At 64.3% G+C, this 12,538-nt stretch carries 10 protein-coding genes; all 10 read right to left on the reverse strand.

The features are described from left to right. Nucleotides 1-39: 39 nt before the first annotated feature. Nucleotides 40-780 (reverse strand): cell division protein FtsQ/DivIB, encoded by a 741-nt coding sequence (locus tag O9X62_RS05155; RefSeq protein WP_269531693.1) that lies wholly within the window; start codon nt 778-780, stop codon nt 40-42. 124 nt (nt 781-904) lie between these two features. Beyond that, entirely contained in the window at nt 905-1,825 is a 921-nt protein-coding gene (locus tag O9X62_RS05160; protein ID WP_269531694.1) for a D-alanine--D-alanine ligase, read from the reverse strand. After that, nucleotides 1,822-3,216: a UDP-N-acetylmuramate--L-alanine ligase gene (gene murC, locus O9X62_RS05165; protein WP_269531695.1), complete on the reverse strand. Its 1,395-nt coding sequence runs from the start codon at nt 3,214-3,216 to the stop codon at nt 1,822-1,824. Before murC ends, O9X62_RS05160 begins: the two co-directional genes overlap by 4 nt. Beyond that, nucleotides 3,213-4,280 carry an undecaprenyldiphospho-muramoylpentapeptide beta-N-acetylglucosaminyltransferase gene (murG, locus tag O9X62_RS05170; protein ID WP_269531696.1) on the reverse strand — a complete coding sequence of 356 codons (1,068 nt, stop codon included), beginning with the start codon at nt 4,278-4,280 and terminating at the stop codon, nt 3,213-3,215. The genes murC and murG overlap by 4 nt, the downstream gene beginning before the upstream one ends. Then, a complete protein-coding gene (gene ftsW, locus O9X62_RS05175) occupies nt 4,277-5,404 on the reverse strand; it encodes a putative lipid II flippase FtsW (RefSeq protein WP_308446435.1) in 1,128 nt (375 codons plus the stop codon). The genes murG and ftsW overlap by 4 nt, the downstream gene beginning before the upstream one ends. Nucleotides 5,405-5,444: 40 nt before the next feature. After that, the gene (gene murD, locus O9X62_RS05180; RefSeq protein ID WP_269531698.1) at nt 5,445-6,818 is read right to left on the reverse strand and encodes a UDP-N-acetylmuramoyl-L-alanine--D-glutamate ligase; all 1,374 of its coding nucleotides are present in this window, start codon (nt 6,816-6,818) and stop codon (nt 5,445-5,447) included. Between the two features lie 17 nt (nt 6,819-6,835). Continuing rightward, nucleotides 6,836-7,921: a phospho-N-acetylmuramoyl-pentapeptide-transferase gene (gene mraY, locus O9X62_RS05185; RefSeq protein ID WP_269531699.1), complete on the reverse strand. Its 1,086-nt coding sequence runs from the start codon at nt 7,919-7,921 to the stop codon at nt 6,836-6,838. A gap of 1 nt (nt 7,922) precedes the next feature. Next, a complete protein-coding gene (gene murF / locus O9X62_RS05190) occupies nt 7,923-9,308 on the reverse strand; it encodes a UDP-N-acetylmuramoyl-tripeptide--D-alanyl-D-alanine ligase (protein ID WP_269531700.1) in 1,386 nt (461 codons plus the stop codon). Next, on the reverse strand, nt 9,308-10,804 hold the full coding sequence (locus O9X62_RS05195; RefSeq protein ID WP_269531701.1) for a UDP-N-acetylmuramoyl-L-alanyl-D-glutamate--2,6-diaminopimelate ligase: 1,497 nt from the start codon (nt 10,802-10,804) through the stop codon (nt 9,308-9,310). Before O9X62_RS05195 ends, murF begins: the two co-directional genes overlap by 1 nt. Next, on the reverse strand, nt 10,801-12,531 hold the full coding sequence (locus O9X62_RS05200; protein WP_269531702.1) for a penicillin-binding protein 2: 1,731 nt from the start codon (nt 12,529-12,531) through the stop codon (nt 10,801-10,803). The genes O9X62_RS05195 and O9X62_RS05200 overlap by 4 nt, the downstream gene beginning before the upstream one ends. Nucleotides 12,532-12,538: the final 7 nt, after the last annotated feature.

The raw sequence follows: 12,538 nt of genomic DNA on the forward strand, positions 1-12,538 counted from the left end.
TGCCGGCGCCTGTCGTCGCCGTCTTGTTGCTGTTCGTATTCATGTTGCTGTCGCAGCTGCCACTGTTGCCGCCGCTCTGCTTGCACCTTGCGGCATGCGCACGGCGAAGCCGTTCGGATAACGCAGATCCACATAGCTGACGGGCCGTTTCAGCGTGGCCAGGGTGGTCGGATACACGCGGATGAACTTGCCCAGGCGCTCCTCCACATCATCCCTACCGATTTCCAGTACCAGCGTATGGTCGAGCTGTACGCGCCAGGCGCGCCGTGCAGACAGCCAGACATGCGTAGGCTTGCGGTTGATGGCTGCCAGCCGGTCGCGGAAGGTCTGATAGCCTGCCGCAAGATCCGCCTCACTGCCTTCGGGGCCTTCGAGCACCGGCAGGGGTTCGTTGCTGGCCGCATCGAAACGCTCGCCCAGGGTATTCACCAAGCCGACGGAGCCCCACCGTGCCAGTGCGACATGTTCATCAATCTGCACATCCAGTCGGTCGGGCCAGCGGCGGCGCAGGCTGACCTTGCGCACCCAGGGCAGCTTCTCGAAGGCCTGCCGGGTCTTGTTGAGATCCAGCGTGAAGAAGGTGCCGCGCAGCTCGTTCTTCACGATGTACTGCAGCTGCTCGCGCGTGACATGCGCGAGCTTGCCCTCGACCTTGATCTGTCGCACCGGGAACAAGGGCGAATGCACCACCAGCAGCAAGGCCGTGTAAAGGAACAGCAGTACAGCCAGACCGATCAGCAGATTGGCGAGCCAGTTCAGCGCTTGGGGTTTGTCCCACATCAGCGGGTCCCTCCTTGCGCCGGTGCCACGTGAAACACGCGCGCAAGCACCACCGGACGCGTGGCGTCGGTGCGATGCAGGCAGCGGTTTGTCGTGGCGATGAACATGGTGTGTCGCGGGTCCTTTACAGCGTGGTGTCCAGAATCTTCAGGACGACATCTTCGTAGCTCATGCCGACGGCCTTGGCCCCCATCGGGAACAGGCTGTGGCTGGTCATGCCGGGGGCGGTATTCACTTCGAGCAGATAGGGGTTGCCGACTTCATCCATCAGGAAATCGACGCGCCCCCAGCTTTTGCCGCCAATCGCCCAGAAAGCCTGCTTCACCAGCTCGGCGATCTCGGCTTCCTGCGCGGGTGCCAAGCCGCACGGGCAGTGGTAGACGGTGTCGTCGCGGAAATACTTGGCCTGGTAGTCGTAGAACTCTGTAGCCGGTTCGATCTTGATCATCGGCAGTACCGTGTAGCCGCTGACGGCGTCGCCCAGTACCGGCGCGGTGTATTCGCCACCGCCCACAAAGGCTTCGGCCAGGACCAGGCGGTCGTACTTGCGCGCTTCCTCGAAAGCGGCTTTCAGCTCGCCCGCGGCCTTCACCTTGGTCACGCCGACACTGGAGCCTTCGGTGGCCGGCTTCACGAACAGTGGCAGGCCCAGCTGCTGTTCGATGGCGGCAAAATCGCTGTGCTCGTCGAGCAGTTCAAATGCTGGAATCGGCAGGCCCAGCGCGCGCCAGATCAACTTGGTGCGTAGCTTGTCCATGCCCAGTGCCGAGGCCATCACGCCGCAGCCGGTGTATGGCATGCCGAGCATGTCGAGCGCGCCCTGGATCGTGCCGTCTTCGCCACCGGGGCCGTGCAGGATCAGGAAGACGCGATCAAATCCTTCGTCCTTGAGCGCGCTCAGCGGCTGGTCCTTGGGATCGAAGGCATGCGCGTCCACGCCGCGCGATTTCAGTGCCGACAGTACGCCCGCCCCGCTCATCAGCGAGACTTCGCGTTCCGACGAGGTGCCGCCCATGACGACGGCGACTTTTCCGTATTGCTTCATGCTTGTCCTACCAGTTTGGCCGGCACATTGCCGATGGAGCCGGCGCCCATGGTGACGATCACATCACCATCGCGGGCGTGGTCGAGGATCGCTTGCGGCAGCGCGGCGATATCCTCGACGAACAGCGGTTCAACCTTGCCGTGCACGCGCACGGCGCGGGCCAGCGAGCGGCCGTCGGCGGCGACGATGGGCGCTTCGCCGGCGGCATAGACCTCGGCAAGCACCAGCGCATCCACGCTCGACAGGACGCGGGCAAAGTCTTCGAAACAGTCGCGCGTGCGGCTGTAACGGTGCGGCTGGAAGGCCAGCAACAGGCGCTTTTCAGGGAAGGCACCGCGCACGGCGGCCAGCGTGGCGGCCATCTCGACCGGGTGGTGGCCGTAATCGTCGATGACGATGGCACTGCCGCCCGAAGGCAGCGGGGCCTCGCCGTAGCGCTGGAAGCGACGACCTACGCCGCCGAACTCGGCCAGTGCCTTCTGGATGGCTGCTTCGGAAGCGCCGACTTCCAGGCAGATGGCAATCGCGGCCAGGCTGTTGAGTACGTTGTGGTGGCCGGCAGCATTCAGCGTGATGGGGATGCGTACCTCGATACCGTTCTTCCACACCGCGGTGTAGCGCATCTGCCCGCCGGGCAGGGCTTCGATATCGATTGCGCGCAGCATCGCGTCGTCGGCCACGCCATAAGTCGTAACCGGTTTTTGCACGCGCGGCAGGATGGCGCGCACGTTGGGGTCGTCGATGCACACGGCGGCGCGACCGTAGAAGGGCAGATGGCCGAGAAAATCGACAAAGGCCTGTTTGAGCTTGTCGAAGTCCTGACCATAGGTGTCCATATGGTCGGCATCGATATTGGTAATCACTGCCAGCATCGGCGAGAGCAGCAGGAAGGAGGCGTCGGACTCATCGGCCTCGACGACGATCAGCTCGCCATTCCCAGCGCGTGCATTCCCGCCGGCCGCGTTGAGCTTGCCGCCTATCACGTAGCTCGGGTCCAGCCCGGCTTCCATCAGGATCGAGGCGATCAGGCTGGTCGTCGTCGTCTTGCCATGTGTGCCGGCCACGGCGATGCCCTGCTTCAGGCGCATCAGCTCGGCCAGCATCATGGCGCGCGGAATCACCGGGATGCCGCGCTCGCGGGCGGCGATGACCTCGGGGTTGTCGGCTTTCACGGCCGTAGAGGTGACCACGACTTGGGCATCGTGCACATGCGCGGCGTCGTGGCCTATGGCAATGCGTGCACCGGCTGCGCGCAGGCGCTGCGTGGCTACACCGTCGCCAAGGTCGGAGCCACTGACGGCAAAACCCTGGGTGACCAGCACTTCGGCGATGGCGCTCATGCCTGCGCCGCCAATGCCGACAAAGTGGATGCGTTGGATCTTGTGTTTCATCGGATGATTTCCTCGACGACATCGGCCACGCGGCGGGTGGCGTCGGGCAGGGCTTGCGCGCGTGCGGCGGTGGCCATGGCCAAGAGGCGCTCGCGGTTCAGCGTTTGCAGTTGTTGAGCAAGCCACTCGGGCGTCAGTGCGCGCTGCTGGATCAGCAGGGCAGCACCGTGGTCGGCCAGGTAGGCGGCATTGCCAGTCTGGTGGTCATCCACCGCGTGCGGGAAAGGCACGAGGATGGCACCCACGCCAGCGGCGGAGAGTTCGGCAATGGTCAGCGCGCCGGCGCGGCAGATCACCAGATCCGCCTCGGCATAGGCCTGCGCCATATTGTCGATGAAGGGCACGCAGGCACCGGCCACGCCAGCATCGCTGTAGTGCTGGCGCAGCGCGTCGATCTGCTTCTGACCCGCCTGATGCGTAACCAGCGGGCGCTGTGCTTCGGGCAGCAGTGCCAGCGCCTTGGGGACGACTTCGTTAAGCGCCGCGGCGCCCAGACTGCCGCCCACCACCAGCACGCGCAACGCACCGCTACGGTCAGCAAAGCGCTCGGCGGGTGCGGGCACCGCTGCGATATCGGTACGCACCGGGTTGCCGACGACTTCGGCTTTGCCCTTGAAGGCACTCGGGAAACCAGCCAGCACACGGCGCGCGATATGCGAGAGCACGCGATTCGTCAGGCCCGGTACCGAGTTCTGCTCGTGAATCACCAGCGGACGCCAAAGCAGCAGCGAGGCAATGCCGCCGGGGAAGGCGGTAAAACCTCCGAAGCCGATCAACGCTTGGGGGCGGTGGCGATAGATGGCGGCACAGGCTTTCAGCAAGGCTCGGGCTTGTTCGAGCGGCAGCATCAGCTTGCGGACAAGGCCCTGACCGCGTACGCCGGCCACGGGCAGCAGCTCGATCGGGATGCCGTGGCGCGGCACGAGGTCGGCTTCCATCTTGCCGGCGGCACCCAGCCAGACGATGTGCCAGCCACGCGCCTGCATTTCCTTGGCGACGGCGAGCGCCGGGAAGATATGACCGCCAGTACCGCCGGCCATGACCATGAGGGTACGCGTGCTCATACGGTGTACCCCCGCATCAGCTGGCGGTTTTCCCAGTCCACACGCAACAGCACGGCCAGCGCGACCAGGTTCATCAGGATGCCGGAGCCGCCAAAGGACAGCAGCGGCAGGGTCAGACCTTTGGTGGGCAGGATGCCGACATTGACGCCAATATTGATGATGGTCTGCACGCCTAGCCAGATGCCGATGCCCTGCGCCACCAGCGCGGCGTAGTAGCGTTCGAGCTTGGCGGCCTGGATGCCGATGGCGAAGGCGCGGAACACGACCCAGGCAAACAGCAGCACGACCACGCTGATGCCGATGAAGCCGAATTCCTCGCCGATGATGGCCATCAGGAAGTCGGTATGCGCTTCGGGCAGGTAACTCAGCTTTTCGACCGAGCCGCCCAGGCCCACGCCGGTCCACTCGCCACGGCCGAAAGCGATCAGGCTGTGGCTGAGCTGGTAGCCCTTGCCGTAAGGGTCTTTCCATGGGTCCATGAAGCCGACCACACGGGCCATGCGATAAGGCTCGATGACAATGAACAGCACAAAGCCCATCAACAGCATGATCACCAGACCGCCGAACAGCCGCCAGTCGAAACCGCCGAGGAACAGCGTGCCCATCGCGATCGCCGTAATCACGGCCAGCGCGCCGAAGTCGGGCTCGGCCAGCAGCAGCACCCCGGTGAACAGCATCACCATGAACATGGGGAAGAAACCCTTGACCAGGCTGTGCATGTAGGCGGCTTTGCGCACCGTGTAATCCGCGGCGTAGAGCACGACGAAGAACTTCATCGCCTCGGAGGGCTGGAAGTTGACGACGAACAGGCTCAGCCAGCGCCGTGATCCATTGACCTCACGGCCTATACCCGGGATCAGAACCAGGATCAGCAGGGCCATCCCCAGCAGGAACAGGTACGGCGAGTATTGCTGCCAGAAGCGGAGCGGGATCTGGAACACGACCACCGCCGCCGTCATGGCCACGGCCAGGAAGATGCCATGGCGGACCAGATAGTAGGTCGAGCGAAAGCCCGTGTCCTTGTCCACCTCGGCGGCGGCAATCGACGCCGAGTACACCATCACCAGCCCGATCGCGAGCAGCAGCAAGACCGACCAGACCAGAGACTGGTCATAGCCGAGCATCGCGGGGCGTTGGCGGATGGCCTGGAACAGCTTCACGGCATCAGGCTCCCAATGCCTTCACGGCTGAAATGAACACTTCAGCGCGGTGAGCGTAGTTCTTGAACATGTCGAGGCTGGCGCAGGCGGGCGACATGAGTACCACGTCACCGTCGTGTGCTTCGGCCGCGGCCAGTTTGACAGCGGCTTCCATGTTATCGGCTCGGATCAGCTTGATGCCGCTGGGGGCCAGTGCATCGTGCAGTTGCTGGGCGTCACGGCCGATCAGCACGGCGGCGCGCACCTTGCCACGCACGGCGTCGGCCAGCGGGCGGAAGTCCTGACCCTTGCCGTCGCCACCGGCAATCAGCACGACCGGGCGTGTCATCCCTCTGAGCGCGGCTTCGGTCGCACCCACGTTGGTACCCTTGGAGTCGTCGTAGTAATCCACACCACGCACCTGGGCGACGAACTCGACGCGGTGCGGCAGACCCTTGAAGTGGCGCAGGGCGTTGACCAGTGGCATGGTCGGGAGGCCGATGGCGCGGGTGAGCGCCAGCGCAGCCAGCGCATTGGCGGCGTTGTGCAGGCCGGCGACGGGCAGCTCGGTGGCCAGCATCAGGGCGTAATCGCCGCAGACCAGCTCGTGGCCCTGGCCGAAGGGGCGCAGGCCGTACTCGGTCGGTGAGCGTGGCGCATCCAGCCCGAACCAGAACACCTGCCTGCCGGGGCGCACCATGCCGCGGCAGTAGCCATCTTCACGGTTCAGCACCATGGCGCCCAGACCTTCAAAGATGCGCGCCTTGGCCATGGCGTAGTGCAGCATGCTGTCGTAGCGGTCGAGGTGATCCTCGCTGAGGTTGAGCACCGCGGCGGCATCCGGAGCCAGGCTCAGGGTGGTTTCGAGCTGGAAGCTGGACAGCTCCAGTACCCACACATCCGGCTCGGCCCGTGCGCCGCTGTCGATTTCGCTCAGCGCATCGAGCACCGGTACGCCGATATTCCCTGCCACGGTGGTGATCAGTCCGGCCGATTCGCACATCGCGCCGACCATGCTGGTCACGGTGGATTTGCCGTTGGAACCGGTAATCGCAATGATCTTGGCGCGCGATTTGTTGGTATGCAGTGCGCGGGCGAACAGTTCGATATCGCCAATGGCCTCGATACCACGGCGGATTGCGTCGGCCACGGCGGGTTCGGCCAGCGATACGCCGGGGCTCACGATCAGACTCTCGGCGCCGGCAAACGTGGTGTCGGTGAACGGGCCAAGCTTGACCGGTACATCGGGCAGGCTGGCGCGCAGTTCGGCGAGTCCTGGTGGTTCGGCACGGCTGTCGGCCACGGTGACGACAGCGCCCTGGCGCGCGAGCCAGCGCGCAGCCGAGAGGCCAGTGGCGCCCAGTCCAACCACAGTGAGGTGTTTGCCTTGCCAGTTCATCGATGCGTTCTCCGCTATCAGCGCAGCTTCAGCGTGGCGAGACCCGCCAGCACCAGCAGCATGGTGATGATCCAGAAACGCACGACCACCTGCGTTTCCTTCCAGCCCTTGAGTTCATAGTGGTGATGCAGCGGCGCCATGCGGAACACACGCTTGCCGGTGAGCTTGAAGCTCGCCACCTGGATCATCACGCTCAGCGCTTCCATGACGAACACGCCGCCCATGATGAACAGCACGATTTCCTGGCGCACGATCACGGCCACGGTGCCGAGGCCGGCGCCGAGTGCCAGCGCGCCCACATCGCCCATGAACACCTCGGCGGGATAGGCGTTGAACCACAGAAAGCCCAAGCCCGCACCGGCCATCGCCGCGAGGAACACGGCCAGCTCACCGGCGCCGGGGATATGCGGCAGCAAGAGGTAAGCCGCGAACTTGGCGTTACCGGCTACATAGGCAAAGATCGCCAGCGCCGAGGCCACCATCACGGTGGGCATGATGGCGAGACCATCGAGGCCATCGGTCAGGTTCACCGCATTGCTGGTGCCCACGATCACGCAGTAGGTCAGCACCACGAAGCCGACCGCGCCAAACGGGTAGGCGATCTGCTTGAAGAACGGGACGATGAACTCGGTGTTGGCCGGCAAGGTCGCGGTGTTGGCCAGGAAGCCGCCCGCGGCGAGCGCAATCACGCTCTGCCAGACCAGCTTCTGACGTGCCGAGAGGCCTTTGGGATTCTTCAGCGCGACCTTTTTGTAGTCGTCGATGAAGCCGATGATGCCGTTGCCGAGCGTGACGGCCAGCACCACCCATACATACTTGTTGCTGAGATCCGACCACAAGAGCGTGGTCAGCCCGATCGACAACAAGATCAGCGTGCCGCCCATGGTCGGCGTGCCGGCCTTGACCAGATGGGTTTGCGGGCCGTCATCGCGCACGGCCTGACCCACCTTGAGTTCGGTGAGCTTGCGGATGACCCAAGGGCCAAGCACAAAGCTGATGACCAGTGCGGTCATCGTCGCCAGCACGGCGCGCAGGGTCAGGTAGTTGAAGACGTTGAACGCCCTCACGTTTTCGCCCAGCAGATTGGCAAGCCAGAGCAACATATCAGTGTCCTTCCTGCTCGGTCGCAGTCAGTGCGTCGACCACCTGTTCCATGCGCATGAAGCGCGAACCCTTCACCAGTACGGTGGCGTCGGGGGTCAATTGGCTTTGCAAGGCCGCTGCCAGTGCGGCGTGGCTGTCGAACCACTGGCCGCCCTCGCCAAACGCGGTCACCGCATGGCGCATGCTCTCGCCCACCGCGTACAGGGCGGGTAGCCCTTTGCTGCGCGCATAGCTGCCCAGTTCGGCATGGCGGGCGGCGATATTGTCGGTTTCGCCGATATCACCGAGCACCAGCCAGCGTGGGCCGCTTTGGCTGGCCAGCACATCCATCGCGGCGTGCATCGAATCGGGGTTGGCGTTGTAGCTGTCGTCGATGACCAGCGCACCGTTGCTTGCACGCTTTTGCTGCAAGCGGCCCTTGCTGCCGGCAAAGCGCGCCAGGCCTGCGGCGATGCCGGCCACATCGAGGCCCAGCGCATGACAGACCGCAGCGCAGGCCAGCGCGTTGCGCACGTTGTGCAGGCCCGGCGTGGGCAGGGTCAGCGCGGCTTCGCCGGTGGGGGTGATCAGCGTGAACTGGCTGCTGAGTGCGCCGGCGGCCAGATCGCGTGCCTGTACTTGACCTTGCAGCAAGCCAAAGCCGAGGATGCGGCGCGACTTATTGAGGCTTTTCCAGTAGTCGGCGAAGTCATCGTCAAGGTTGACTAAAGCCGTACCCTGATTGGTGAGGCTCTCGAAAATCTCGCCCTTGGCCTGGGCAATACCGGCCACCGAGCCGAGGTTGCCGATATGGGCGGTGCCGGCGTTGTTGACCATTGCCACATCGGGCAGCGCCAGCCGGCTCAGGTAGGCAATCTCGCCGAAATGGTTCATGCCCATCTCGATCACGGCATAGCGGTGGGCGGCGCGCAGGCGCAGCAGCATCAGCGGCACGCCGAGGTGATTGTTGAGGTTACCGCTGGTGGCCAGCACGGCATCGTCGCCGACGGCATGGCGAAGCACGGTGGCGACCATGTCCTTGACGGTGGTTTTGCCGCTGGAGCCGGTAATGGCCACCACAGGCAGGCTGAACTTGCGGCGCCAGGCTTGGGCCAGTGCGCCCAGTGCTGCGACGGTGTCGGCGACTTCAATGACCGGTGCATCGGCCGGCAAGCCCGCCAGCCGCGGATGGCCCGCTTCTACCAGCGCCCCCACGGCACCTTGTGCCAAGGCGGTTGCCACAAAATCATGGCCGTCGAAGCGGTCGCCCTTGATGGCCACGAACAGATCGCCAGCACGGATATCGCGACTGTCGCTGCTGACGCGCGTGTACACGGCCTCGCCACCCGCGCGTAGCGGGGCGGCAAGATCCAGAGCGGCGGCGTGCAGGCTTTGCATGGCAGACATCAGTTCAAGGGTTTCCAGACGGCTAGCGCGGCCATCGCGTGGTGTTCATCGCTGAACGGGTGCTTGACCCCGTTCACGTCTTGATATTCCTCATGGCCCTTGCCGGCGATCAGCACCACATCGCCGACCTGGGCGATCTCGATGGCGGAACGTATGGCGGCGGCTCGGTCACTCTGTACCGTGTAGTCCCCGCGCAGTTGTGTATCCGCTGCGGCACCGTCCACGCCGTCGACAATGTCGCGGATGATGCGTTTGGGATCTTCGGTACGCGGGTTATCGCTGGTGACGATCACGGTATCGGCCCAGGAACAGGCAATGCGCCCCATGATCGGGCGCTTGCCGCGATCACGGTCACCGCCGCAACCGAATACGCAATACAGCCTGCCCACCTGCGGCATGGCTTCACGCAGGGTGATCAGCGCCTTCTCGAGCGCATCGGGCGTGTGGGCGTAGTCCACCACCACAAGAGGTTTGCTGTCGCCGCCAAGCCGCTGCATGCGACCCTTGGCCGAGACGATCTGGCCAAGTACGGCCACGGCGGTATCGAGCGACACCCCGCTCTTGAGCAAGACACCCAGGCAGGCCAGCAGGTTGTAAGCGTTAAAGCGACCCACCAGCGAGCTGCGCAGCTCGGCCTTGCCCCATGGCGAGTCGATGGCGATATGCAGACCGTCGAGGCTGGCATCGATGCGGGTGGCACGCAGCTCGCCGCCGTCCATGCCATAGCCGAGCGCCAAGCCGGCGGGCAGCGTGGCCAGCAGCTCCGCGCCGAAGGGGTCGTCGGCATTGATGACGGCGGCTTTCAGGCCCTCCCACTCGAACAGCTTGCGTTTGGCGGCGCCGTAGCTGGCCATATCGCCGTGGTAGTCGAGGTGATCGCGGGTCAGATTGGTGAACACGCCGATATCAAACGCCACGCCGTGGGCGCGGCCCTGGTCGAGCGCGTGCGAGCTGACTTCCATGCTCAGATGGCTGGCGCCCTGTGCACGGTAATCGGCGATCAGGGTTTGCAGCGTCAGGGCATCCGGCGTGGTGTGGCTGGCATCTCCCAGCGCATCGATAAAGCCGTAACCGATGGTGCCGATCAGCATGGCTTTGTGTTGCAGCAGGCCGAATGCCTGCGCCAGCCAGTGCGCGCAGCTGGTTTTGCCGTTGGTGCCGGTGACGCCCACGCACCACATGTCCCGGCTGGGTTCGCCGGCCAGATGGGCGGCGATCAGGCCTGCTTGCAAGCGCAGCTGAGGTACGCCCAGATTCGACACGGCGTCATGCTCGGCCGGCCAGGCAAAGCCTTCGCTTTCCCACAGGATGGCGCTGGCACCGCGGGCGATGGCGGCAACCAGATGCTGGCGGCCATCGGCACGCTCACCTGGAAAAGCCAGAAAGACATCGCCGGGCTGAATCTGGCGGCTGTCCATGCGCAGGGTGCGCCCGGTCGCCAGGGGGGTGATGGCGGCCAGATCCAGGGGCGGGAGGGGGATGGAGACCGGCTTCACATTTCCTCCGTCGTCTCGGTATTGAGCATGTCCACGACCTGGCTTTGTTGCGCATCCGGTGCAATGCCCATCATGCGCAAGGAGCCGGCCACCACCGCACTGAAGACCGGGGCGGCGACGTCGCCGCCGTAATACTTGCCGCCTGTAGGCTCATCGATCATCACCGCGACGATGATGCGTGGCTCGGAAATGGGGGCGATGCCGACAAACGAACCCACATAGCGCTTGGCGGCATAGGTGCCGCCTTCGAGCTTGTGGGCTGTGCCGGTCTTGCCGCCAACGCGATAGCCGACCACCCTCGATTTGAGGGCGGTTCCACCGGGTTGCGTCACCATTTCGAGCATTTTGCGCACCGCCAGGGCCGTTTCCGGCTTGATCACCTGACGCCCCGGCAGGGGCGCCACCAATTTCTGAAAACTGACCGGACGGATTTCGCCATCGGTCGCAAATATCTGATAAGCCCGCGCAATCTGCAGCACGCTTACCGAGATGCCATGACCGTACGACATTGTCGCCTGGTCGATAGGCACCCAGTTCTTCCAGGGCCTTAGACGGCCCCGCACTTCACCCGGGAAACCACTCTTGGGCAGCTGGCCGAAACCCAAGCTGTCATAGAAGTTCCACAGGTATTCCCTGTCCATCGCGAGTTGCAGTTTCGATGTCCCGACGTTGCTCGACACCTGGATCACCTGCTCCACCGTGAGCGCACCGTGAGGTTTGGTGTCGTGCACCACATTGGGGCCGATGGCGAAGTTGCCATTGCCTGTCTGGATGATCGTGTCGGGCTTCGCCGTACCACCATCCAGCGCTGCGGCAGCGGTAAACGGCTTGAGCGTGGAACCCGGCTCGTAGGTATCCGTCAGTGCACGGTTACGCCGTGTGGCAGGATCCAGCTTCTCCCGTTTGTTGGGGTTGAAGGCCGGCATGTTGGCCAGGGCCAGCACCTCACCGGTGCGGGCGTCCAGCACCACGATGCTGCCGCCCAGCGCGCGGTTGTCTTCCACCGACTTCTTCAGTTCGCGGTAGGCGAGATACTGGATCTTGCTGTCCAGGCTCAGCACCAGTGTCTGGCCATCACGCGGCTTCTCGATGCTGGTCACGTCTTCGACGATATAGCCACGCCGGTCCTTGATCACCTGACGGCTGCCGGGTTTACCGGCCAGCATGGATTCGCGCGTCAGTTCGAAGCCTTCCTGACCTTTGTTGTCGATGCCGGTAAAGCCGATCACATGCGCCATCACCTCGCCTGCCGGGTAATAGCGGCGGTACTCGGTGAGCTTGGCAATGCCGGGTATGCCCAGGCCGAGCACGCGTTGTGCATCCTCGGGGCTCATCTGCCGGCGCAGATAGACGAAATCCCGCTTCTTGTCTGACAGCTTGCGCAGCACGTCCTGCGCGGGCAGCCCCAGTGCCTGCGCCAGATTGGCCAGTTTGGTGGCGCTGAGCACCGGCACATCGGACGGGCTGGCCCACACCGATTGCACCGGGGTGGAGATGGCCAGCGGCTCGCCATTGCGGTCGGTGATCATGCCGCGGTTGGCTTCCAGGGTGAGTCTGCGGCTGTAACGCGCCTCACCCTGCTCGCGCAGGAACTCCTCCTTGTAGCCCATCAGGTAGGCGGCGCGGGCAATGAGCACGAGGAATAGCGCCAGCAGGCCGCCCAGCACCAGCCAGGTACGCCACATCTGCAGCTTGAGCGTGAGGTTGCGATTGGTCCGGTAGCTCACGGCAGCC

The sequence above is a fragment of the Chitinimonas sp. BJYL2 genome (assembly GCF_027257935.1).
Taxonomy (GTDB): Bacteria; Pseudomonadota; Gammaproteobacteria; order Burkholderiales; family Chitinimonadaceae; genus Chitinimonas.

Excerpts from the sequence above, each read along its gene's own strand:
- murD (WP_269531698.1), bottom strand. The coding sequence starts at position 6,818 with ATGAACTGGCAAGGCAAACACCTCACTGTGGTTGGACTGGGCGCCACT.
- O9X62_RS05155 (WP_269531693.1), bottom strand. The coding sequence starts at position 780 with ATGTGGGACAAACCCCAAGCGCTGAACTGGCTCGCCAATCTGCTGATC.
- O9X62_RS05160 (WP_269531694.1), bottom strand. The coding sequence starts at position 1,825 with ATGAAGCAATACGGAAAAGTCGCCGTCGTCATGGGCGGCACCTCGTCG.
- murC (WP_269531695.1), bottom strand. The coding sequence starts at position 3,216 with ATGAAACACAAGATCCAACGCATCCACTTTGTCGGCATTGGCGGCGCA.
- mraY (WP_269531699.1), bottom strand. The coding sequence starts at position 7,921 with ATGTTGCTCTGGCTTGCCAATCTGCTGGGCGAAAACGTGAGGGCGTTC.
- murG (WP_269531696.1), bottom strand. The coding sequence starts at position 4,280 with ATGAGCACGCGTACCCTCATGGTCATGGCCGGCGGTACTGGCGGTCAT.
- murF (WP_269531700.1), bottom strand. The coding sequence starts at position 9,308 with ATGTCTGCCATGCAAAGCCTGCACGCCGCCGCTCTGGATCTTGCCGCC.
- ftsW (WP_308446435.1), bottom strand. The coding sequence starts at position 5,404 with ATGCTCGGCTATGACCAGTCTCTGGTCTGGTCGGTCTTGCTGCTGCTC.